This window comes from Streptomyces sp. NBC_00726 (assembly GCF_045161735.1).
Classification (GTDB): Bacteria; Actinomycetota; Actinomycetes; order Streptomycetales; family Streptomycetaceae; genus Streptomyces.
Map to the genome: position 1 here is coordinate 230,751 of NZ_CP108983.1, position 23,728 is coordinate 254,478.

Consider the following 23,728-nt stretch of genomic DNA (forward strand, 5'->3'; position numbering starts at 1 on the left):
CCGCGCGGCGCGCGCGGCCGCCCCTCACCGGCCCGCCTCCGGGTGCCAGTGGGCGTCCGGATCGTCGTACGCCTCGGCGTAGCCGGCGCCCGCGATCGGCCAGTCGGCGAGCAGCTCGTCGGGGAAGGCGAAGGAGTCGGCGAGCTGCGGGAGGTGCGGGGCCACCGCCTCGATGAGCCGTTCGGTGTGGTCCGTCAGCGCCTCCGCCTGACCGGTGCTCAGATGCCCGGCCGCCAGCAGGTCCCCGCTGTCGCGCGCGACCCGGCCCAGGGCGAACAGCCGGGCGAGCTCGCCGAGCCGGTCCCGGTCCGCCCCGGCGGGCAGCGCCTCGACCGCCTCCGCGTACGCCTCGGCCGCCTGCCGGCAGGCGTGCGCCTCGACGCCGCGCAGCGCGGGGCCCGCCGCCGCGTTCCACCGGCCCAGCGGATCGCCGGGCGCCGTCCGGGCGGCCCGGGCCCCGGCGCGCGCGAACCACAGCTCCTCGGCTCGGCCCAGGAGCCCGACCAGGAACCGGAGGTCGGTGAGGCCGCCGCCGGCCGGGACGGGCGGTTCGCACGGGGGGCGGTCGGCGAGCAGGGCGGCGGCGGCCCGGGCGTGGACGGCGAGGTTGTCGCCCTCGGCGGTGATCGCGCCCTCGACGCCGGTGACGAGCGCGGCCATCCCGTTGTTCTCCAGGAGGCCCTGGGCGCCGCAGCGTTCCCGGGACTCCACGATCACGGCCCTGGCCTGCCAGGTGATCCAGCCCTTGGCGATGTCCACCAGCCGCTCGGCCGCCTCCCGCCCGGCCTCCGGCCCCGTCCGCGCCGCCTCCCAGCGGTCCAGGACGCGGCGGTGCAGCAGGCTCATGGCGAAGACCGTGGCCATGGCTTCGGCGAGCGGCCCGTGATGGGTGCGGTACGCGAGCACCGGCAGCCGCGCCCCGCGTCCGGCGGAGACGTGGCGGTGACCGCCGTACCGCACCGCGACGGCGAGTGTGGCGCGCGCCGAGCCGACGGCGCTGGCGCTCATGGAGATCCTGCCCGTGACGACCCGGGCGATGGAGGCGAGGAAGCGGCGCCTGCGGCCCTCGATGGCACTGCGGAACTCCCCGTCGCCGTCGATCCACCCCTGCGGGCCCGTCAGCAGCGCCTCGCGTCCCACGAAGACCCGGTCGAACGAGGTCAGGCTGTGGTCGACGGGGCTGCCCATCCGGGCGGGCAGCCTGCGCACCCGTACACCGGGCAGCGGCCCGGTGGCGTCGGTGAGCGGCACAAGCAGCAGGAACACCCCCCGGTCGGCCCCGCCGGCCAGCAGCCGCGCGGCGACGAGCCCCGACTTGGGGCCGCCGGGCCGCCCGGTGTTGGGCATGAACTTCTGTGCCCCGCAGTGCGGGGTGTGCAGCACGAATCCGTCGCGTACGGGGTCGTAGGAGGCGGTCGTCTCGACGGCCGCCGCGTCGTTGCCGTGCGCCACCTCCGTACACAGGAAGGTTCCGGTACGCCGCAGGGCCAGGAAGTCCGACAGGTCGCGGGGGCTGTCGGCGATGTGGTCCAGGAGGCTGCCGAGGAACAGGTTGTAGTGGATGCCCGCGATGGTGGCGAGCGCCGGGTCGACCGGGGCCAGCCACTCGTGCAGGGCCGCCAGCGCCCGGAAGTCGGAGGCCGGGCGGGCGGCGCTGTCCAGGGAGTCGTTGAGGGCGCGCAGTCGTGCGTACGCGCGGGCGAGCCGTTCGTCCGGGGTGCCGCCGGCCGCCGGCCCCGGGGGCAGCCGGAACGGTTCGGTGGCGACGAGCCGCCGCCAGAAGCCGTGCTCTCGGCGGGCGTCGGCGCCGAGGAGTACGGAGGTGAGCGGGCGTGCGAGGGGATCGGCGCCGGTGAGCGTGGTGGTCATACAAGGCTGAACGACCGGCGTACGGTCAGGACACCGCGCTCGTGCAGATGTTCACCGGCCGGAGGGGCGAACCCGTTCGAAGCAGAGGGCGACATTGTGCCCGCCGAAGCCGAACGAGTGGCTGACGGCCCGCTCGACGCGCAGCCGGCGCGGCTCCTTGGTGACGCAGTCGATGTCCCAGCCGGCGGGCGGGGCGTCCAGATTGGCGACCGGCGGAACGAGCCCGTGTTCGAGGGTGAGCACGGTGGCGGCGGCCTCGATCGCGCCGGCGGCGGCGAGCGTGTGCCCGAGGACGCCCTTCGGAGCGGTGACCGGGGGCCGGTGCGGGAAGAGGCCGGCGATCAGCTCGGCCTCCATCGCGTCGTTCAGCGGTGTGGAGGTGCCGTGCGCGTTGATGTGGCCGACCTCGTGGGCGGCCCAGCCCGCCGCGTCCAGGGCGGCCTCGACGGCGCGCCGGGCGCCGTGGCCGCCGGGGTCGGGCGCGGTGGGGTGGTGGGCGTCCGTGGCGGCCCCGGTCCCGGCGAGCACGGCCCGGACCCGGGCGCCCCGGGCCGCCGCGTGCGCGCCCCGCTCCAGGACGAGCACGCCGGCGCCCTCGCCGAGGACGAAGCCGTCGCGGTCGGGTGCGAAGGGGCGGGAGGCGGCGGCCGGGTCGCCGGTGCGCGTGGACAGCGCGCCCAGCTGGGCGAAGGCCGCGGCCACCAGGGGCGTCAGGACGGACTCCGCGCCGCCCGCGACGACGAGGTCGCACCGGCCGGTGGCCAGCAGGTCGTGCGCGGTGGCGAGGGCGGTGGCGCCCGAGGCGCAGGCGGTGGCCGGGGCCAGGCTGGGGCCGTGGGCGCCGAGGTCGATGGCGATCTCGCCGGCCGCCGCGTTGGGCATCATCATCGGCGCGAGGAGCGGCGAGACGGCCTGTGCGCCGCCGCCGTCGAACCGGCGGACGTTGTCCACGAGGGCGGCGACCCCGCCGACGCCGACGCCGAGCACGACGCCCACCCGGCCGCCGTCCCAGCGGTCCGGGCGGAGCCCGGCGTCGGCGACGGCCCGGCGGGCGGCGACCAGGGCCATCTTCGCGAACCGCGCCATCCGCCAGCCGGCCCGGCCCCCGACGGCCCGGTCCAGATCGGTCCGGTCGGCCCGGCAGGCGAAGTCGGCGGGCAGCCCGGCCAGTTCCCCGCAGCGGCGGGCCATGGAGCGCCCCGCGCACAGCCCGGCCCAGAAGGCGCGCTCGTCGTCGCCCGCGGGGGTGACCACCCCCAGCCCCGTCACCACGGTCGCCGTCCCCGTGTCCCACGCCATGCCCCGGCCCTCCCCTGCGTCGTCGGTCTTCGGAAGTCGGTCTTCGGAAGGGAAACGCGCCGGGGGCCGTCGAGGGTGCGGGCGGGGCCGGATGTCAGCCCTGCGCCGGCCCCAGCGCCCCGCGCAGCTCCGCCTCGTCCGGCGGGTTCGCGCCGGCCCGGGCGACCGTCACCGCCGCCGAGGCCGCCGCGTGGCGCAGTACGTCGCTCACCACGTCCCGCTCCGGGGAGCGCAGCCGCTTCCGGCCGGACGCGCCGAGCAGGCCGTGGGCGGCGAGCGCGTGCAGGGTGCCGGACATGAAGGCGTCCCCCGCGCCCACCGTGTCCACGACCTCGGCGGGCAGCGCGCCGGTGTCCACCCGGCCGCCGGGCAGGACCGCCGTGGCGCCGTCGCCGCCCCGGGTGACGAGGACGAGGGCCGGGCCGGACGCCAGCCAGCGCCGGGCTGCCTCGGCCGGGTCCTGCCCGGGGTACAGCCAGCCCAGGTCCTCGTCGCTGGCCTTGACGACGTCGCTGAGGCCCACGCACCGCTCGACCCGGCGCACGGCGGTGGCGTGGTCGCCCATCAGCGCGGGCCGCACATTGGGGTCGTAGCTGACGGTGGCGGCCGTCCGCAGCGACTCGACGGCGGCGAGCACGGTGGCCGCCCCGGGTTCGGTCACCGCCGCGATCGACCCGGTGTGGACGTGCCGGGGCTGCCGGTCGAGCGCGACCCGGCCGAGCGTCCAGGCGATGTCGAACGCGTACGCGGCACGGCCCTCGCCGTCCAGGGTGACGACGGCCGACGGGGTGCGGCCGGGGGCCCCGTCCGTCAGCACCTCGACGCCCGCCCCGGTGAGATGCGCGCGGATCAGCCGTCCGTTGTCGTCCCGCCCCAGCTGGGTGAGCAGCGCCGCGTCGTGGCCGAGCCTGGCCAGGCCGTACGCCAGGTTGGCCGGGCTGCCCCCGGCGTGCACCCGGTCGGGGGCGTCCGGGACGCGGACGATGTCGGCGACGCATTCGCCGATGACCAGGAAGTCGGGGCGGTCGGGCATGAGTGCGGGGTCTCCCGGGGTGCGACGGAGGGCTGACGGAACGTCCGGCCCACCGTACGGCCCCGGTCGGGCGGGAGCGTTACGTGGTCAGCGCGTCGGCCACCAGCTCCAGGAACCGGGCGTGGGCATGGGCGCTGCACACCGGTTCCGGGTTCCAGGGGACCACACGGGCGGTATCGGCGACGACCGCCCACTCGGCGTTGTCGCGCAGCTCGGCGAGCGGGGTCGCGTTGACCCGGATGTCGGCGAGGACGACGTCGGGGCGCAGGGCGGCGGCCTCGGTCCAGCCGGCCGTGGACCAGTTGGCGCCGGGTCCTTCGGCGGGTTCGATCAGGCCGACGCCGAGGTCCGCGAGGACCCGGAGTTCGGGCCACATGCGGGGGCGGGCCAGATACGCCTGGTCCTGGTCCGCCGGGGACAGGGCGAGGACCCTCGCTCTGTCCGGGCCGGTGGTGAGGGCGCGCAGGCGGTCCCGGGCGGCGTCCAGTTCGCGGGCCGCCGACGCCGGTTCGCCGGCGCCGAGCGAGCGGGCCAGCTCCGCGAACCGGTCGCCGATCCGGCCGAGGGTGTGCGCCTGGCCGACGTCGATGACGACGACCGGGACGTGGGCCTCCAGACGTTTGGCGGTCTCCGGACCGAGGCCGTAGACCTGGCCGCCGCCGTAGCTGACGGCGACCACGAGGTCCGGGGCGCAGCGCAGTAAGGCGTCCGCATCCAGGGTGGTCCCGGCACCGGCGTACGCGAGCCCGTCGAGTGGAAGCGATCCGGTCTTCGCGGGATCGGGTGCGGCCGGGTCGTCGTGGCCGGAGCCGAAGAGCCCGGCGGGGCGTATCCCGTGGTCCCACAGGGTCGCACCGGCCTGGATGTAGGCGAGCACCCGTTGTGGGCGTTCGCCGGTTGCCGACAACTGCCCCCGGTCGTCGGTGAATTGCCACACGGTCCGCTCGTTCACGTCACACGCCTCCCAGCCGGAAGCCGCCGCCCGGCGACGGCGGTCGACCAGTACCTGCCCAGCGGGAGCGGGCCGCACCCTCCGGCGGGGCGACGGGTCCTACCGGTCCGCCCCCGTGCCGCGTACGAGGTAGCTGACGGGGCCGGGGCCGGGGACGTGGATCTCGGTGAAGCCGAGCCGGTCGTAGAAGGCCCTGGCCGGGGTGTTGGAGGTGAGCATGCACAGATGAACGCCCTCGACCCCCTTGGCGTTCAGGGCCGCGAGGAAGGTGTGCATCAGCTCCTTCCCGTACCCCTTGCGCTGCCAGTCGGGCAGCAGGTCGATGTGCAGGTGGGCGGGGTGGGCGGCGAGTTCGGGCAGGACCATGCGCTCCGGGTCGTGCAGGAGGGCGGTCATCTCGTCGGCGGGGCTCCGCGGCGGGCCCTCGGGCAACGGGTGGCGGTCCGCGACCCGGGGCAGCCAGCTCGCGCGGTACTCCTTCACGAAGCGGGGCGTGTCGGCGGTGCCCAGGATGTAGCCGACCGCGCGGCCCGTGCCGTCGTCCAGGACGAAGGCGAGGTCGGGTTCCAGCTCGGCGTAGGGCATGGCGAAGACGGCCGGGACCAGCTCGTGGTCCGGGTAGATGTCCCGGGCGTCGCGGCCGCCGTCGGCGGTGCGTATGCAGATGTCGGAGAGCGCGGCGCTGTCTTCGGGGCGGTAGGGCCGGAGGCCGGGATGCGAGGTCACCGGCCCATCCTGCCGACTGGGAGAGCGCTCCCACAAGGGGATTCAGGGGTTGACGGCGGTGAGGAGGACGACCGCGTCCTCCAGGGCGAGCAGCCCGTGCCGCTCCTGCGGGATCGGGTGCAGCCGTCCGGGGGTCAGTTCGACGTCGCCGGAGGCGGCGGTGAGCCGGACGGAGCCGCGCAGGACCAGGAGCGAGGCGGCGGGCGGGGCGTTGTGCTCGTCCAGCGCGGAGCCCGAGGTGAGCGCGATGACGGTCTGCCGCAGCGGGTCCTGGTGGAGCAGGAGGTGGGCGCTGCGGCCGTGCGGGGCGTCGCGGGCGGCGGCCAGGTGCTCGGCGGCGAGGGCATTCAGATCGTTCGGAGCGTCCATATGCCCACTGTGCCGCAGCCCCGGCCCGCCCGCGAACGTGCCGCACGGGCCTGGACGCGCTCCCACGCGTCCCGGCCCGTGCGGCCGGCCCGGCCGGTCGTGGCATCGTCAGGCGCGCAGCCACACCGCCGTGTCCTGCGGGAGGCGGCCCGCCTCGTCCAGGGGTCCGCTGGTGAGCAGCACCGCGCTGTGCGGGGGCAGCTGAGCGGCCTCGGCGGCCAGGTTGACGACGCACAGCAGTCCACCGGTCCGGGCGAAGGCGAGCACCCCGGGCGCGGCGTCGAGCCAGGTCAGCCGCTGGATGCCGGGCTCCCCCTCGGTGCCGAAGCCCGCTTCGGAGCGCCGCAGCCGCAGGGCCTCGCGGTAGAGGTTGAGCATGGAGTCCGGGTCGCCGTTCTGGATGTCGGCGGCGTAGCCGGACCAGCCCTCCGGCTGCGGGAGCCAGGGCTCCGTGGTGGCCCCGAATCCGGCGTAGGGTTCGCCCGCCGCCCAGGGCATGGGCACCCGGCAGCCGTCCCGGCCCGGGTCGGCGCCGTTCTTGCGGAAGTGCATCGGGTCCTGAATGCGGTCGAGCGGGATGTCGGCCTCGGGCAGGCCCAGTTCCTCGCCCTGGTAGAGGTAGGCGGCGCCGGGCAGGGCCAGCGAGAGGAGGGCGGCGGCGCGGGCCCGGCGGGTGCCGAGGGCGAGGTCGGTGGGGGTGCCGAAGGTCTTGACGGCGAAGTCGAACCCGGTCTCCTCGCGGCCGTAGCGGGTGACGGTCCGGGTGACGTCGTGGTTGCAGAGCACCCAGGTGGCGGGGGCGCCGACCGAGGCGTGCTCGGAGAGCGTGTCGTCGATGGCGGCCCGCAGCTTCGCCGGCTCCCACGGGCAGGCCAGGAAGTTGAAGTTGAAGGCGGTGTGCAGCTCGTCGGGGCGCAGGTAGCGGGCGAAGCGCTCGGTGTCGGGGAGCCAGACCTCGCCGACGAAGACCCCGCCGTACTCGTCGGCGATGGCACGCCAGGAGCGGTAGATGCCGTGGAGCTCGTCGCGGTCGACGAAGGGGTGCGGGTCGCTGCCGATGACGAAGTCGGGGAGCGCCGGGTCCTTGGCGAGCAGGGCGGCGGAGTCGATGCGTACGCCGGCGACGCCGCGTTCGAACCAGAAGCGCAGGACGTCCTCGTGCTCGCGGCGGACGGCCGGGTGGGCCCAGTTGAGGTCGGGCTGCTGGGTGGCGAAGAGGTGGAGATACCACTCGCCGTCGTCCAGCCTGGTCCAGGGGGTGCCGCCGAATTCGGAGACCCAGTCGTTGGGCGGGATCTCGCCGTTCGCGCCGCGGCCCTTGCGGAAGTGGAAGAGGTCGCGTTCGGGGCTGCCGGAGCCGGCTTCGAGGGCGGCGCGGAACCAGGCGTGCTGGTCGGAGACGTGGTTGGGCACGATATCCACGATGGTGCGGATGCCCAGCTCGGCGGCCTCGGCGATGAGTTTCTCGGCCTCGGCGAGGGTGCCGAACGCGGGGTCGATCGTACGGTAGTCGGCTACGTCGTAGCCGCCGTCGGCCAGCGGCGAGAGGTACCAGGGGGTGAACCAGAGGGCGTCCACGCCCAGCTCCACGAGGTAGGGCAGCCTGGCCCGTACCCCTGCCAGATCGCCGGTGCCGTCGCCGTCGCCGTCGGCGAAGCTGCGTACGTAGATCTGGTAGATGGCGGCGTCGCGCCACCACTGTGCGGTGGCCTCGGACGGACGGTTGGCTGCCACTGACGTTCCTTTCGGGCAGGGTGGGACTCCGCCGCCGGCCCGGTAAGCGGGGCAGGATGGGTGAGCCGGCGGCGGAGCGCTGAGGGGAGAGCGGTGCGGGGAGCGGGCGTCAGCCCTTGAGGCCGCCCGCGGTGAGGCCGCTCATGATGTTGCGCTGGAAGAGCAGGAAGATCAGCAGCGTCGGGATCGACGCGATGGTGAGCGCGGCGATCAGGACGTTCTCGGGGACGCCGCTGGCCAGTGAGTAGATGCCCACGTTGAGGGTCTGCTTGTTCGGGTCGGGCAGCGTGAGCATCGGCCAGAGGAAGTCCTTCCACACGCCGACGACGGCGAAGATGGAGACGACCCCGAGGATCGGCCGGGAGATGGGCAGGATGATCGAGCGCAGGGTGCGCAGGGGTGAGGCGCCGTCCATGGCCGCGGCATCCAGGAGTTCACCGGGGATGGAGTCGAAGAACCGCTTCAGCAGGAAGATGTTGAAGGCGTTGGTGACCGACGGCAGCCAGATCGCCCAGGGCGAGTTGACCAGGTTGCGCTGGAACAGGGGCACGTCCAGGACCGTGAGGTACTGCGGGACGACGAGGACGGTGGCCGGGATCATCAGGGTGGCCAGCATCATGCCGAGGATGACCTTGCCGAAGATCGGCCGCAGCTTGGACAGCGAGTAGGCGGCGGCCACGTCGAAGATCAGCTGGAAGGCGAGTGCGCCGAAGGCGTAGTACAGGGTGTTGAACAGCAGCCTGGACAGGTCCATGACCGTCCATGCCTGGCTGTAGTTCTCGGTGTGGATGGAGCTGGGGAAGGCCGTGGGCGGGCTCTGCACCACTTCCTGGGTGGTCTTCAGACCGCCGGTGACCATCCAGTACAGCGGGCCGAGGAAGACGGCCGTGAACAGGACCATCACCAGGCCGAAGACGATCCAGTAGACGGCCCGGCCGCGCGGCCTGCCGAGCTGGGCCGGCGAGATCAGGGTGCGCTGGCGGGCGCGTTCGGCGCCGCCCTCGGCCCTGCGCCGTGCGGACTTGCGTGAGGTGCTCCCGCGCCGGGAGACAAGCGTGTTCGATGCCATGGTGCCGGCTCCCGTCCTAGTCTTCGCTGTTGCGGCTCAGTCGTACGTACACCGCGGAGAATCCCGCGAGGACGACGAGCAGGACGAGGCCGAGTGCCGCCGCGCTGCCGTAGTTGTTGAAGTTGAAGGCGTACTGGTAGATGAGGTAGACGACGGTGGTGGTGGAGCCCTCGGGTCCGGCGCCGTTGGTGAGCAGGAAGGGCTCGGTGAAGACCTGCATCGTCGCGATGATCTGCATGAGCAGCAGGAGCGAGAGGATGAGGCGGGTCTGCGGGATGGTGACGTGCCAGATCTTGCGCAGCAGCCCGGCGCCGTCGAGCTCGGCCGCCTCGTACAGCTCGCCGGGGATGCCCTGGAGCGCGGCGAGGTAGATGAGGGTGGCGCCGCCCATGTTCATCCAGGTCGCCGCGATGACGACGGAGAGCATCGAGGTGCTGGTGTCCTGGAGCCACTGCTGTTCGGGCAGGTGGAAGATGGCCAGGATGCGGTTGAAGAGCCCGTAGCCGGGGTCGTAGAAGTACTTGAAGAGCAGTACGGAGGCGACCGGCGGCAGCATCACGGGGAGGTAGACGAGCAGCCGCAGATAGCCCTGGCCGTGCCGGAACTCGTTGAGCACGACGGCGACGGCGAACGGGACGACGAAGCCGAGCAGCAGGGCGAGCACCGTGAACAGCAGGGTGTTGCGCCATGCCTGCCAGAAGGCCGGGTCGTTGAAGACGTACGTGAGGTTGGACCAGCCGGCCCAGGTGGTGGTGCCGCCCTCGTTCTTCTGGAAGGCCAGGATGAATTCCCGGACCATCGGATACCAGGAGAAGAGCGAGAAGCAGAGCACCGCTCCGATCAGGAAGCCGTGCGCCGAGATGTTGCGACGCAGGGCGCGCAGGAACTCCTCGCGGGCGGAGTCCGGGCGGGCGGAGCTTCGGTGTCCTGGGCGAGGCCGGGTCGCCTTGCGGGGGGACAGGGTTGGGGCCGACATGGTGTCTCCTCGGTGCCGGTGTACGACGAGCGCGTAGCGGACGGGGTCCGGATGCGGGGCCGGGTCCGCGTGACCCGGCCCCGCACGTCCGTTACTGGTTCGCCAGAACCTGGTTGACCTGCTGCTCGGCGGTGGAGAGCAGCTTGTCGATGTCGGCGTTCTTGTTGGTCAGAACACCGGACATGGCGTTGTCGAGGATCTTGTAGATCTCCTGGGCCTTCGGCGGCTCGGCCTTGCCGGGGACGGGATTGTCCATGAACGCCTTGAAGTTCTCGACGGGCATCGTCGCGTTCTGGGCGCGTGCGGCGTCGTCCGTGGTCTTGCTCTCACCGAGGAAGAAGTTCGGCTGCGGCAGGCCCACGGGGAGCTTGTCGGCCTTGGTGCGGGCCCAGTCGAACTGCCCCTTGCCGGGGGTGAGGTTCTTGAAGTTGAGCCAGGCGATGGCGGCCTTGATCTGGTCGGGCGAACTACCCTTCTTGATCAGGTAGTTGTTGCCGCCGAAGAGCGTGCCCTTGCCGCCGGGGATGGGGCCGAGGCCGAAGGTCTCGTACTCGGCGCCGAGCTGCTGCACCATGTACGCGATGTCGTCGGGGGCGGCGAGGAACATGCCCAGCTTGTCGCTGGCGATCTGCTTCTGGAGGTCGCCCCACTTGAGCAGCTGGGTCTTGCCCATGCTGTCGTCCTCCCAGCGCATGTCGTGCAGCTGCTGGAGGACCTGCCTGCCGGTCTCGTTGTTGAAGGCGGCCTTCTTGCCGGAGGCGTCGACGACGTCCCCGCCGAGGCCGAACTGCGTCGCGGCGAAGTGCCAGCCGCCGTTGTTGCCGGCACTGTACTCGCCGTAGCCGGAGATGCCCTTGCCGAGGCCCGCGATCTTCTTGGCGGCGGCGCGCACCTCGTCCCAGGTGGCGGGCGGGGTGTTCGGGTCGAGACCGGCCTGCTTGAACAGCTTCCGGTTGATCATCAGGCCCATGGTGTAGTTGCTGGTCGGCAGGCCGTAGAGCTTGCCGTCCTTGCGGGCCACGTCGACCACCTGCGGCTGGATGTCCTTCAGCGCGGGCACGGTCTTGTCGTTGACGTACGCGGAGATGTCCTCGGCGCCGTCGTTGTCCAGGACCTGCTGGAGGTCGCTGAAGTAGGCGTAGAAGACGTCGGGCTGCGACTTGCCCTTCAGCATGGCGGTGAAGCGGGGCGGCTCGTTGCACTGGCCCGGGGTGGACTTGCCGTTGATCGTGACGTTCGGGTACTTCTCGTTGAACGTCTTGATGTCCTCCTTCCACTCCCGCAGCTCCGCGGCCTTGGCGGCCGGCGGCATGCAGTCGATGGAGATCGTCACCTTGGTGTTCGGGTCCAGTGGAGCCGAGGGGTCGGACGAACCCTTGGACGAACTGCTCGTGTCGTCGTCCTTGCTGCTGCTCGTGCCGCAGGACGCGAGCGAGGTCAGGGCAAGTGCGGTGACAAGAGCAACCGCGGAGGCACGGCTGATACGGCGTGTGCGGCGCAACCCAGCACTTCTCATCGATGGTCCCCTTCGGGCATGAGCGTGGATGGCCCTCGGCCGACTGACTGCCGGGGCGAGGCACACTCAACCAGCGTCGACATGTGAACGCAATATCTCGCGCAGTTTTCGTAAAAGTTTGACAGTCGCGAGTACGCCGCATGCGGAAAACGGCGTGAGCGCAGCACGGGGCGCCGCCCGGCGGACCGGACGGCGCCCCTGTGTGCGGTGGTTGCTACGGGTTGATGTTGATCTTCATGGTGGACGTCGTGTTCTGCACGTCCTTGGCGTTGTCGCTGAGCCTGAGCCCGTTGAAGGTGACCTCACCGACGGCGGGTCCCTGGCCGGCCTCGGGCATCTCGTTGGCCCACAGTCCGAAGCCGGACTTGGCGTCGAAGGCGTCCCCGCTCTTGTGGGCGCCGGAGATGGAGATGTCGGTCAGGATGGTGTCCTTGATGGGGAACTGCGGCTGGCCTCCCACGTAGTTCGTCTGGAACATGATGCCGCTGTACGTCGGGTCGACGATGTCGACGTGGTTGATCCGGATGCCCTGGAAGACCTTGGAGGCGGAGAACAGCCAGATGCCGGGGAAGGTCTGCGAGCCCCAGAAATGGCCGCCGGAGCGGACCACGGAGACGTTCTCGACCGTCGTCGGGCCGGTCCCGAAGCCGTTCATCGGGTAGCCGAAGTCGAGCGAGCTGACGGTGATCCCCGAGTACACCAGGGTGTCCGCGATGCGGATGTTCCGGAAGGTGTTGTCGTAGCCGCCGTAGACGGCCACACCGGCCGCGCGCCAGGTCAGGAGCGAGGTGAGGTTCTCGTAGACGTTGTTCTTCATGTCCGCGCCGCCGGAGTCGATCGCCGAGAACAGCGCGAAGCTGTCGTCACCGGTGGCCCGCGACTCGTTGTTGACGACGTGGTTGTCCGTCGAGCCGTTGGTCATGTTGATGCCGTCGGCGAAGGTGTCGCGGATACGGGAGTTCTTGATGGTGATGTTGTCGGTGTTGGCGCCCCAGTAGAGGCACACCGTGTGCTCGTTCCAGATGTTGTCGATGACGATGTCCGACACGTTGGAGAAGTCGAACACCTTGCCCGGTCCGTCGATGCGCGAGGTGTAGTTCCCGAAGTACGCGAAGTTCGCGAACGTCGAGCCGTTGGCGCTGGCCTCGGCCCGGAAGCCGATGTCGGTGTTCTCCTGCGTGGAGGGCGCGTGGAACCTGGTGTACCAGGGCCCCGCACCGATCACCTTGACGGCCTTGCCGTACACCTGGAACTTGCCGGCGGTCTGGTAGTCGCCCGCGGGCAGGTAGACGCCCACCAGCTTGCCCGTGGTGTCCATGCGCACCTTGTCCAGGGCGTTCTGGACGTCCTGATGGGTGAAGCCGGCCGGAACGGCGTAGGCGGCCGGGTCCGGGTTGGCGATCTGGGTGGCCTGCTCCAGGCCGATGAAGTCGATCGCGTAGGTGCTGGTGTTCGCCGCGTCCTTCTGGAGCCTGATCCTGCTGCCCGCCGGGACGGTCTTCCCCAGCATCACATTGGCCTCGTCGTAGATGTGCCGGGGTGATCCGGCGCCCGGGGAGTTGCCGGGGCCCGTTTCGGCGCCGTACAGCCAGGCGTACTTCGAGGTGAGGTCGATCGCCTTGAGGAAGGTGCCGTCCACGTAGATGTTGAGCTTGGAGTCGATGCCTCCGCCGCCCGCCGCGTCCGGGATGGAGTAGCGGGTCACCAGGGTGTTGGTGTCGGCGCGGGTGGTGAATTCGACGTAGTTGCCGGTGTCGTTCAGCGTGACCGCCTTACGGCCCGACGCCTCGCCCGCGACGTCGCCGACGGTCCTGTTCGGCCCGACGACCTTCGCGCCGCCGCCGGTGACGCCGTCCTCCGCCTCATAGGTGTCGTACGGCATGTTGGCGCCGCGCCCGACGAAGAAGGAGCCGCTGACGGTGTTGTTCTCGCGCTTGACCGGCAGTTCCTCGGCGTCGTCCGCGACCACGGTCTTCATGGTGTACGAGCCGTTGGCCGCCGTCCAGGAGCCCAGGTTCACCGGGGCGCCGGTGGCGCCCGCGGCGATCGAGCCGTCGTAGCTGCCGGTGAGGGTCTTCACCGTGGCGCCCTTGGAGTCCAGCAGGGTCACGCTGACGTCGTGACCGCCCGGGGCCGAGGCGATGGTGCCCTGGTTCCGGATGGCGACGGAGAAGGTGACCTTGTCGCCCTCGGCCGGGGCGGACGGCGAGGTGGTGACCGCGGGCACCAGGTCGGAGCTGTCGACCGGCTTGACGACCAGGCCGGAGGCGCTGGTGTAGGTGTTGTCGGTCTCGTTCTGCTCGATGATCTGGTTGTCCGGGTCGACGACCGCGCTCAGCGTGTACGTGCCCGCGTCGCGCGCCCCGATGCCGGCGCTGACCTCCGTGGAGGCCCCTGCGGCGAGCGCGCCCACGTTCGCGGTGGCGACCTTGGTGTCACCGAGCCGGAATTCGAGCTTGCCGGCCGGGGCGGCGACGGCGCCGGTGTTGCGCACCGTCGCGGTGAGCGTGACCGGGTCCGACTCGACGGGCGCGGCCGGGCTCGCGGTGACGCCGCTGACCTGGAGGTTCGGGTTGGGGGCCGGGGCGCCCAGCACCTGGAACTCCGCGACCTGCCCGGCGGGCGCGCCGGTGTTGGAGGTGAACTTCAGCTGGACGTCGGCGACCCGGGCGTCGACCGGGATGGTCACCGTGTTGGCGCTGCCCGGGCTGAACGCGTAGTCCTTGGCGGCGACCAGGCCGGTGAAGGACGAGGCGCTCTGCTCGCGGCCGAGGACCTGGATGTTCTGGGTCCTGGCCCCCCAGCTGCTGTCCGGGTTGAGCTTCACGACGACGCTCTGGGTGTCGGCGTTGGCGCCCAGCTTCACCGTGAGGGTGTTGGGGTAGCTGCCGCCGGCGCCCTCCCAGTAGGTGGAGAGCTGGTTGTCGTTGGCGTTCTCCGCGACGAAGGTGTGCACCGTGGAGGAGGCGGTGATGGGCTTGCCGACGGCGAGGTTGGACGCCGCGCCGGTGGAGCCGTTGCGGGTGACGGTGTTGCTGTCGCCGGAGACGTTGCCCGCCGCGTCCTTGGCCCGCACGAAGTACGAGACGGTGGTGCCGGCGGACTGGGTGTCGGTGTAGGTGGTGACATCGCCGGCCACGGTCTTGCGCAGCACGTTGTTGGCGTAGATGTCGTACCCGATGACGCCCTTGTTGTCGCTGGACGCCGTCCAGGCCAGCTTGATCCGGCCGGAGGTGGGTTCGGTGAAGCTCAGGTCCGCCGGTGCGGTGGGCGCCTGGGTGTCACCGGAGTCGCCCTTGCGGGTGACGGTGTTGCTGTTGCCCGAGACGTTGCCCGCCGCGTCCTTGGCCCGTACGTAGTACGAGACGGTGGAGCCGGCCGGCCGGGTGTCGGTGTACGTGGTGACGTCACCGGCGACGCTGGTCAGCAGGGTGTTGTCGGCGTAGACGTCGTACCCGGTGACGGCGGTGTCGTCCGTCGACGCCTTCCAGGTCAGCTTGATCTGCCCGGTGGCCGGTTCGGTGTACGCCAGCTGCGTCGGGGCGGTCGGCGCCTGGGTGTCGCCGGTCTCGGGGCCGTAGATCTCCAGCTCGGAGACCTGGGCGCCGGGCTGGACGCTGTTGGCGGTGACCAGGACCCGGACATAGCGGGTGGTGGCGGCGTCGAAGGTGATCGTCGCCGTCTCGGAGCCGGGGCTGAAGGTGTACGCCTTCGACTGGGTCAGGTCCGTGAAATCGGAGCCGTTGGCGCTGCCCTGGATCTTCAGCGTCTGGCTGCGGGTCTCCCAGCCGTCGGGCAGCCGCAGCACCACGCGGTCGACGCGCACCGAGGAGCCCAGGTCGGCCTGGAGCCACTGCGGGAACTCGTTGTTGCGGCTCTCCCAGTAGCTGGCCCGGTTGCCGTCGTTGGCGTTGGCCGCGATGTACGTCTGGGTGTTGCTGCTCGCCGTGAGCGGGCGCCCGGTGGCGAGGTTCACGGAGGACTCCGCCGCCGCCCGGACCTCAAGTTCGGCGAGCTGGCCGTTGGCGGACGCGGTGTTCGCGGTGATGTCGGCCCGGACGAAGCGGGTCCGGGTGGCCGGGAAGCTGATGGTGACCTTGTTGGAGCTGCCCGGTGCGAAGGAGTAGGAGGCCGAGGTCTTCAGCGTGGAGAAGCTGGTGCCGTCGACGCTGCCCTGGAGGGAGAGCGTCTGGCGGCGGGCCGACCAGTCGGCCGGGAGCTTCAGGGTGACCTGGTCGATGCGGGTGACCTTGCCCAGGTCGCTCTGCACCCACTGGGGCAGGGACTTGCCCGACCCCTCCCAGTAGGTGGACTGCTGTCCGTCGGCTATGTTCCCGGCGGACTTCCCGCTGCTCGCGGCGGCGCGGTGGCCGGCGGCGATGTTCGGGCCGCCGGCGGCCGAGGCGTTCAGCGCCGGCCAGGCGACCATCATCAGGCTGGTGGAGACGGTCGCGGAAAGAATCCGCCATCTCCAGCGTCGCGTTCTCATCTGTCCCCGATCTGCTGCCTCGGCGCAGGGCGGCCGAGGCGCGGCTCAGTCTGCGACCCCGCCGGTACATGAATTTCTGCACCGCCGGGATGACCTTTTGCGTTTTGCGGTCAGAGAGTTGCAGAGAATTGACGCGGAGTCCACCACTCCGGCAGAAGTCGACAGCCCTTCGACTGCCGTCCGTACGGTCCAACTGACCTGACAAGCTAGGCATTTGCTAGCAGGCCGACCCAGGCGGCCGGCCGCCGCAGAGCCCGCAAGGAATTTGCGTAAATACGCAAGCCGATGAAAGGTGCCAGCTCGGGGGGTGTTCGCCGCCGGTGCCCGGATACGACGAAGGGCGGGGTCCGCCGGCCACGGACCCCGCCCTCGTTCCTTCCGTCTCTCAGCCGGGGCGGTTCACCCGCCGGGCACCCACCGGTACCGGACGTCCGGCTCGTTCTCCTCGTTGCGGCCGCCGTCGTCGAAGGCGACCGCGGTGAACCCGTGACGCTCGTAGAAGGACCGGGCCGCGGTGTTGCGCTGGAAGGTGTACAGGGTGAGCCCTTCGGGGCCGGCCTCCTTGGCCGCCGCCAGCAGGAGCGAGCCGATGCCCCGGCGGCGCAGCCCGGGGTCGAGATAGAGCTGTTCCAGCTCGGAGCCGTCCCGCGAGGAGAAGCCGGCGATCCGCGCCTCTCCGCCCTCGCGGATCTCGGCCACCCGGACATCGGTGCCGGGCAGCACCACATGGGTCAGCCAGGCCAGCGTCGCCTCGTCGCTGTGCACCCGCGCCAGATACGGCAGGGCGGCGGCGCGGGAGGCGAGGAAGAGCCGGGTGAGGGGCCCGGCGTCGTCCGCCCGGGCCTCCCGGAGCACGGCGGGGCGGCTGTCCAACGGCATACGCGATCTCCTGTTCCGGGTGGCCGCCGCCCCGGGCGCGGGGCGCACGGTGATCGAACATACGTCGGACGCGTTCCGGATCTCCATAGGATAAGAGGGCCCCTGCTCAGCCGGTGCCCGCCCGAGGCGCCCCGTCCCCGCCGAGGAAACGACGTAACGGTGTATCAGCCCCATGTGTTCACGCTGACCGAGGACGGCTACCGGGGTCCCGCGCCCTCCTGGAGCGCCGGCGCCCCCTCCCTGTGGCTGGTGGACACGGAGCCCGCGGCCGAGGCCGCCCGGCTGCTGGCGCCGAAGATCCTCGACGCATCGGAGCTCGCCCGGGCGGAGCGGCTGGCCTTCCCCGCGGACCGGGCGTGCTACACCGCCGCCCATCTGGCCCTGCGCCTGCTGCTCGGCGCCCGCCAGGGCGTCGCCCCGGAGGCCGTACGACTGACCCGGGAGCGCTGCCCCGCCTGCGACGGCCCGCACGGCCGGCCCGCGACGGGGGGCGGCACGCACTTCTCGCTCTCCCACACCCGGGGCGTCGCGCTGCTGGCGTTCGCGGGCGCCCCGGTCGGGGTGGACGTGGAGCGGGTCCCGGCGGCGCGGGTGGTGGCGGAGATCTCCGGGCAGCTGCACCCGGCCGAGGCGGCCGAGCTGGCCGCGCTGCCGCCGGAGGACCGGCCCGCCGCCTTCGCCCGGGTGTGGACCCGCAAGGAGGCGTACCTCAAGGGTGAGGGCACCGGCCTCGCGGGCGGTCTGCACCGCGAGCACGTCGGCACCGGCCCGCGCCCGGTCGGCCCGCCGGGCTGGGCCGTCACCGATGTCGCCGCCCCCGCCGGGTACGCGGCGGCGGTGGCCGTACGAGCGGCGGGGCGGGCGCCCGGCGAGGGCGATGACCGGCGAAAATGACGGCACGGGCACATCGCACCGACCGACCGATACGGAGGAGTGGCAGATGCCGCACGCACGAGCCGGACAGCAGGCGCGCCCCGAGGATCTGACCGATGTGGCACGGCTGGTGACGGCGTACTACGCGCTGCACCCCGATCCGGCCGAGCCCGGCCAGCGGGTGGCGTTCGGCACCTCCGGGCACCGCGGTTCCTCGACGGCCACCGCGTTCAACGAGGACCACATCGCGGCGACCAGCCAGGCCATCAGCGAGTACCGGGCCCGGCAGGGCACCGACGGGCCGCTGTTCCTGGGCGCTGACACCCACGCCCTGTCGGAGCCGGCCCGGGTCACCGCCCTTGAGGTGTTCGCCGCCAACGACGTGCGCGTGCTGATCGACTCCGAGGACGGGTACACCCCGACGCCCGCGGTCTCGCACGCCATCCTCACGTACAACCGCGGCCGCGCCTCCGGCCTCGCGGACGGGGTCGTGGTCACCCCGTCGCACAATCCGCCGGGCGACGGCGGGTTCAAGTACAACCCGCCGAACGGCGGTCCGGCGGGGTCGGACGCGACCGGCTGGATCCAGGACCGGGCCAACGAGATCATCACGGGCGGCCTCAAGGAGGTCCGCCGGGTGCCGTACGCCCGGGCGCTCGCCGCCGCCACGACCGGCAGATACGACTTCCTCGGTACGTACGTGGCGGATCTGCCCTCCGTCCTGGACCTGGACGCGGTGCGCGCGGCGGGCGTCCGGATCGGCGCCGACCCGCTGGGCGGGGCTTCGGTCGCGTACTGGGGGCGGATCGCCGAGCAGCACCGGCTGGACCTGACCGTGGTCAACCCGCTGACCGATCCCACCTGGCGGTTCATGACGCTGGACTGGGACGGGAAGATCCGGATGGACTGCTCGTCGCCGCACGCGATGGCCTCGCTGATCGGCCGGCGCGACCGCTACCAGATCGCCACCGGCAACGACGCCGACGCCGACCGGCACGGCATCGTCACCCCGGACGCCGGGCTGATGAACCCGAACCACTACCTCGCCGTGGCCATCAACTACCTGTACGCGCACCGGGAGAACTGGCCGGCCGGGGTGGGCGTCGGCAAGACGCTGGTGTCGTCCGGGATGATCGACCGGGTCGCCGCCGGCCTCGGCCGGGAGCTGGTCGAGGTGCCGGTGGGCTTCAAGTGGTTCGTGGACGGGCTGTCCGACGGTTCGCTGGGCTTCGGCGGCGAGGAGTCGGCCGGGGCGTCGTTCCTGCGCCGGGACGGCTCGGTGTGGACGACCGACAAGGACGGCATCCTGCTCGCCCTGCTGGCCTCCGAGATCCAGGCGGTCACCGGCGAGTCCCCGTCCCAGCACTACGCCGCGCTGACCGCCCGCTTCGGCGAGCCCGCCTACGCGCGGATCGACGCCCCCGCCGACCGCGAGCAGAAGGCGGTGCTGGCCCGCCTCTCCCCCGATCAGGTCGCCGCGGACACCCTCGCCGGTGAGCCGGTGACCGCCGTGCTGACCACGGCACCGGGCAACGGGGCCGCGATCGGCGGGATCAAGGTGACCACGGAGAACGCCTGGTTCGCGGCCCGGCCCTCCGGCACGGAGGACGTGTACAAGATCTACGCGGAGTCGTTCCGGGGCGCCGAACACCTGACGCGGGTCCAGGAAGAGGCCAAGGCCGTGGTCTCGGCGGCGCTGGAAGCCTGACCCGGCGGGGCGCCCGTCCTCCCGGTACCGGTACCGGGAGGACGGGCCTCAGCTCACGGCGTCCACACCATGGGCCTCGGGGCGGTCGCCATGCCGTCGCCGAGGAAGAAGCCGGGGTGCGGGGGCTGGTTGTACGCGGTGTTCTGCCAGGCCAGTGCGGTGCGGTAGGTGGTGTCGTGGAGCAGGGTGGTGATCCTGGTGGTGGTCTCGTACGGCGTGGAGTAGATCCGTAGCGCGGTGTTGTTGGTGGTCGCCCAGACCACCTCCTCGCGCCAGTCGCCGAGGAGGTCGCCGGAGATGACCGGGGTGGCCTTGGTGCCGTTGTTGGAGTGGACCGAGGCGCCGGTCAGCAGGCGGGTGTCGCCGGAGGTGCCGTACTTGTCGATGTGGGTACCGTCCAGCAGTTCCCGGGTGGTGTCCCCGTCCCACCAGGCCAGGAAGTTGGTGCTGGAGGGCTTACGGCTCGCGACCACCGTGCCGTGCGGGTCGCGCAGCCCGGAGGCGGCGGACGACCAGGACTCGGCGCCCGGACTGCCCGCCCAGATGTCGTCGCTGACACCGCGTCCGTTGTCGCCGCCGGCGGGCGTCGACCAGATGATCTGCCCCGTCTTCGCGTCGGCCATCCAGGACGAGGGCTTCGAGCCGTCCTCGTCCACCTTGAACTCCTCCAGGCCCGGGCGCGCCGGGTCCAGGTCGCCGACGTGCATGGCGTCGCCGTGGCCGTTCCTCGTCGTCCACAGGGAGCGGCCGTCGTCGTCCACGGCCATGGCGCCGTAGACGATCTCGTCCCTGCCGTCGCCGTCGACATCGGCCACCGACAGCTGGTGGTTGCCCTGGCCGTCGTAGCCCCGGCCGGTGTTGGTGGAGCTGTTGGTGTCGAAGGTCCAGCGCCGGGTGAAGGCCCCGCCGCGCCAGTCCCAGGCGGCGATCACCGTACGTGTGTAGTAGCCGCGCGCCATGATCAGCGAGGGCCTGCCGCCGTCCAGGTAGGCGGTGCCGGCGAGGAAGCGGTCGACGCGGTTGCCGTAGTTGTCGCCCCAGGAGGAGACGGTGCCTCGCGCGGGGACGTAGTCGACGGTGCCCATGGCGGCGCCGGTCAGGCCGTTGAACATGGTGAGGTATTCGGGGCCCGACAGGACGTAGCCGGCGGAGTTGCGGTGGTCGGCCGACGCACTGCCGATCACGGTGCCCCGGCCGTCGGTGCTGCCGTCGGCGGTCTTCATCGCCACCTCGGCCCGGCCGTCGCCGTCGTAGTCGTACACCTGGAACTGGGTGTAGTGCGCGCCGGAGCGGATGTTGCGGCCCAGGTCGATCCGCCACAGCCGGGTGCCGTCGAGCCTGATGCCGTCCACGACGGTGTTGCCGGTGTAGCCGGACTGGGAGTTGTCCTTGGCGTTGGTGGGCTGCCACTTCAGTACGAAGTCGAGCGCGCCGTCGCCGTCGAGGTCGCCGACGGAGGCGTCGTTGGCCTCGTAGGTGTAGGCGACGCCGTCCGGGGTGGTGCCGCCCGGGGGCGGGCTGATGGGCACGTCCTTGTAGCCGGCCCGGAACTGCACCGCGTGCACGGAGTCGCCCTGTTCGACGCCGTCGACCACCGCGCGCACGGTGTAGTCGGCGGAGTTCGGGGCGCCGGTGTGGAAGTAGTTGGTGGAGCCGGTGACGGGCGAGGAGTTGACCTTCGTACCGGCGCGGTAGACGTTGAAGGCGACGGAGTCGGGGTCGGTGGCGAGCCAGCGCCAGCTGATGAGGTTGCCGGAGCCGGTGTGCACACTGACGACGCCCCGGTCCAGCGCCTCCACCTGGCGTGCGGTCGCGGCGTGCGAGGTATGGCCGGTGACGGCCAGTCCGGCGGCGGCGAGGATTCCGGCGGTGACGGCGCCGAGCAGGGTGCGGGTCCGGGTGGTACGGCGTCTGCGGAGGGTGCGGGCATGCGCGAGAGCCACGGTACGTGCCTTCCCGTGTGGGGGTGGGTGGGGTACTCCTCAGTGGCCGCCGGGCGCGGAAAGGTTGCCGCCCCGGGGAATCCCGTACGGGCTCACCCGTTCGGCTCCGCGCGGTGGCGGGTGCGGCGCGGGGGCGCGCAGGCTGTCCGGAGAGCTGCCGATCGCCAGGGGCGGCGGAGCCCGTTGGGGGTGCGACGTGTCGGACACCGGTGCCACGGCCCCTGGTGCGGACCGGGGCGACGAGATGGCGGGGGCGCTGCTCGACACACTGTTCAGCCAGTCCGCGGTCGGTCTGCACGTCCTGGACCTGGATCTCCGGGTGGTCCGCGTCAACGCCCTGACCGAGGCGGTGGACCCGGCGGAGATCCTCGGCCTGCACTTCACCGACGCCTACCGGCTGGACGACCCGGACCAGGCGGAACGCATCCTGCGCCAGGTCCTGAAGACGGGCGCGCCGGTGGCCAACCACGCGGTGCGCGGGCGCGTCGCCCGGGCCCCCGGCCCCGACCGCAGCCTGAACGTCACCCTGCACCGGCTGGACGCCCCGGGCGGCCGCCCGCTCGGGCTGCTGGCGGCCGTGGTCGACGTCGACGAGCGGGAGAAGGCGCACGTCCGGGCCGATGTGCTGGCCGCGGTGCGCCGGGGGGCGGGTCACTCCCTCGATGTGGCGGCGACCTGCGAGGGGCTGGTGTCGGCGCTGGTGCCGCCGTTCGCCGATCTGGCCGTGGTCGAGGTGGTGGACGAGGTACTGCGCGGGGCCGACCCGCCGCTGGGCCCACTGGGCCGGGACGTCCCGCTGCGGCGTGCGGCGGTACGGGGCACGGGGACGGCGCCGGACAGTCTGGTCGGCGAGCTGCGCCGGCTGCCGGAGGCGACCCCGTTCGCCCTCGCCGTCACGGATCTGCGGCCCCGGCTGGTGCAGCTGGGCCCGGACACGCCCTGGCTGGACGCCGACCCGGCGACCCGGCGGATGATCGAGGCGACCGGGGCGCACTCGATGATCGTGGCGCCGCTGAAGCTGCACGGCTCCGTCCTCGGCCTGGTCAGCCTGTTCCGGCACCGGGGCGATCCGTACAACGAACGGGATCTCGCCCTCGCGCTGAACGCCGCCGCGCACGCGGCGCTGAGCATCGAGAACGCGCTGCGCTTCGCCCGCGAACACGTCATCGCCTCGACCGTCCAGCGCCGGCTGCTCCCCCAGCACGAGGGCGACCGGATCGCGATCGAGACCGCACACGTGCTGCTGCCGGGGCGCAACAGCGGCTGCTGGTTCGACACGATCGGGCTCTCCGGCGCCCGGACGGCCCTCATCATCGGCAATGTCGCCGGGCACGGGTTGCAGACGGCCATCACGATGGGGCAGCTGCGCACCGTCATCCACGCGCTGGCCGGGCTCGACCTGGAGCCCGACGAGGTGCTGGCCCGGCTCAACGACACGGCGGACCGGCTGGTCGAGGAGCGGCGGTCGCTGCCGCCCGGGGACTCGCTGCACCGCCAGCCGCTGACCGCGAGCTGCCTGTACGCGGTCTACGACCCGTTCACACAGGTGTGCACGGTGGCCCGGGCCGGACATCCCGCGCCGGTGGCCGTCGGCCCGGACGGGCGTCCGCTGGTGCTGGACGTGCCGGAGGGGCCCGCGCTGTTCTCGGCGGACAGCGCGCCCTTCGCGACGGGTTCGGTGCGGCTGGAGGAGGGCAGCGTGCTGGCGTTCCTCACCGGTTCGCTGCTGCCGGAGGAGCGGTCGGTGGAGCGGGTGCGGGAGGCCCTGGCCTTTCCGGAGCGCCGGCTGCGGGACCTGTGCGACGCGATCGTCTACAACCTGCCGGCCGAGGCCGATCCGGACGGGGCCGCGCTGCTGCTCGCCCGGACGGGCGTGGTGCCGCCGGACCGGGTGGCGACCTGGGAGCTGGCCCACGACCGGACCACGCCGGCGGTCGCCCGCACCCTGGTCCGGGACCGGCTGGAGGGCTGGGAGCTCGACGAGGACACCATCGAGGCGACCGAGCTGATCGTCAGCGAGCTGATCACGAACGCGGTCCGCTACGGGACGCCGCCGCTGCAACTGCGGCTGCTGCTGGACCGCTCGCTGACCGTCGAGGTGCACGACACCAGCCCGGTGGCCCCGCATCTGCGGCATGCGCGGACGGTGGACGAGGGCGGACGCGGCCTGTTCATCGTGTCGCAGCTCGCCAGCCACTGGGGCACCCGCTACAGCACGAACGGCAAGGCGCTGTGGACGGAGCAGGAAATCCGGGCCGAGGACTCCTGACGGGCCGCCGACACCCCGGACTCC

General features: G+C 72.2%; 16 protein-coding genes. 3 read left to right on the forward strand and 13 right to left on the reverse strand.

Translation table 11 applies throughout. The features are described 5' to 3' along the window. Window positions 1–24: 24 nt before the first annotated feature. The 12 genes from OG338_RS01015 to OG338_RS01070 all read right to left on the reverse strand — a co-directional run bounded on the left by OG338_RS01015 (window position 25) and on the right by OG338_RS01070 (window position 16,911). The gene (locus OG338_RS01015) at window positions 25–1,869 is read right to left on the reverse strand and encodes an acyl-CoA dehydrogenase (RefSeq protein WP_405935490.1); all 1,845 of its coding nucleotides are present in this window, start codon (window positions 1,867–1,869) and stop codon (window positions 25–27) included. A 51-nt stretch (window positions 1,870–1,920) separates the two neighbouring features. After that, window positions 1,921–3,168 carry a beta-ketoacyl-[acyl-carrier-protein] synthase family protein gene (locus tag OG338_RS01020; RefSeq protein ID WP_405935491.1) on the reverse strand — a complete coding sequence of 416 codons (1,248 nt, stop codon included), beginning with the start codon at window positions 3,166–3,168 and terminating at the stop codon, window positions 1,921–1,923. 94 nt (window positions 3,169–3,262) lie between these two features. Further along, window positions 3,263–4,201, reverse strand: a complete 939-nt coding sequence (locus tag OG338_RS01025) for a carbohydrate kinase (protein ID WP_405935492.1) — start codon at window positions 4,199–4,201, stop codon at window positions 3,263–3,265. Between the two features lie 79 nt (window positions 4,202–4,280). Next, on the reverse strand, window positions 4,281–5,153 hold the full coding sequence (locus OG338_RS01030; RefSeq protein ID WP_405935493.1) for an ABC transporter substrate-binding protein: 873 nt from the start codon (window positions 5,151–5,153) through the stop codon (window positions 4,281–4,283). 99 nt (window positions 5,154–5,252) lie between these two features. After that, on the reverse strand, window positions 5,253–5,879 hold the full coding sequence (locus OG338_RS01035) for a GNAT family N-acetyltransferase (protein WP_405935494.1): 627 nt from the start codon (window positions 5,877–5,879) through the stop codon (window positions 5,253–5,255). A gap of 42 nt (window positions 5,880–5,921) precedes the next feature. Further along, the gene (locus OG338_RS01040; RefSeq protein WP_405935495.1) at window positions 5,922–6,248 is read right to left on the reverse strand and encodes a cupin; all 327 of its coding nucleotides are present in this window, start codon (window positions 6,246–6,248) and stop codon (window positions 5,922–5,924) included. Window positions 6,249–6,356: 108 nt separating this feature from the next. Then, a complete protein-coding gene (locus OG338_RS01045; protein ID WP_405935496.1) occupies window positions 6,357–7,982 on the reverse strand; it encodes a glycoside hydrolase family 13 protein in 1,626 nt (541 codons plus the stop codon). A 109-nt stretch (window positions 7,983–8,091) separates the two neighbouring features. Then, window positions 8,092–9,051, reverse strand: a complete 960-nt coding sequence (locus OG338_RS01050) for a carbohydrate ABC transporter permease (protein ID WP_405935497.1) — start codon at window positions 9,049–9,051, stop codon at window positions 8,092–8,094. Between the two features lie 16 nt (window positions 9,052–9,067). Next, entirely contained in the window at window positions 9,068–10,027 is a 960-nt protein-coding gene (locus OG338_RS01055; RefSeq protein ID WP_405935498.1) for a carbohydrate ABC transporter permease, read from the reverse strand. 91 nt (window positions 10,028–10,118) lie between these two features. Further along, window positions 10,119–11,543 (reverse strand): extracellular solute-binding protein, encoded by a 1,425-nt coding sequence (locus OG338_RS01060; RefSeq protein ID WP_405935499.1) that lies wholly within the window; start codon window positions 11,541–11,543, stop codon window positions 10,119–10,121. A gap of 214 nt (window positions 11,544–11,757) precedes the next feature. After that, window positions 11,758–16,032: a discoidin domain-containing protein gene (locus tag OG338_RS01065; protein ID WP_405935500.1), complete on the reverse strand. Its 4,275-nt coding sequence runs from the start codon at window positions 16,030–16,032 to the stop codon at window positions 11,758–11,760. 399 nt (window positions 16,033–16,431) lie between these two features. Then, window positions 16,432–16,911: a GNAT family N-acetyltransferase gene (locus OG338_RS01070; protein WP_405935501.1), complete on the reverse strand. Its 480-nt coding sequence runs from the start codon at window positions 16,909–16,911 to the stop codon at window positions 16,432–16,434. Between the two features lie 159 nt (window positions 16,912–17,070). On the opposite strand from OG338_RS01070, the gene OG338_RS01075 reads away from it, so the two are divergent. After that, window positions 17,071–17,805, forward strand: coding sequence for a 4'-phosphopantetheinyl transferase family protein (locus tag OG338_RS01075; RefSeq protein WP_405935502.1), 735 nt, complete (start codon window positions 17,071–17,073; stop codon window positions 17,803–17,805). 46 nt (window positions 17,806–17,851) lie between these two features. Continuing rightward, the gene (gene pgm, locus OG338_RS01080; RefSeq protein ID WP_405935503.1) at window positions 17,852–19,492 is read left to right on the forward strand and encodes a phosphoglucomutase (alpha-D-glucose-1,6-bisphosphate-dependent); all 1,641 of its coding nucleotides are present in this window, start codon (window positions 17,852–17,854) and stop codon (window positions 19,490–19,492) included. A gap of 53 nt (window positions 19,493–19,545) precedes the next feature. On the opposite strand, the gene OG338_RS01085 is transcribed toward pgm, so the two are convergent. Further along, complete coding sequence (locus OG338_RS01085) at window positions 19,546–21,435, reverse strand: rhamnogalacturonan lyase (protein WP_405935504.1); 1,890 nt, start codon at window positions 21,433–21,435, stop codon at window positions 19,546–19,548. Window positions 21,436–21,631: 196 nt separating this feature from the next. Between OG338_RS01085 and OG338_RS01090 the strand changes: the two genes are divergently transcribed. Continuing rightward, the gene (locus OG338_RS01090) at window positions 21,632–23,704 is read left to right on the forward strand and encodes a SpoIIE family protein phosphatase (protein ID WP_405935505.1); all 2,073 of its coding nucleotides are present in this window, start codon (window positions 21,632–21,634) and stop codon (window positions 23,702–23,704) included. Window positions 23,705–23,728: the final 24 nt, after the last annotated feature.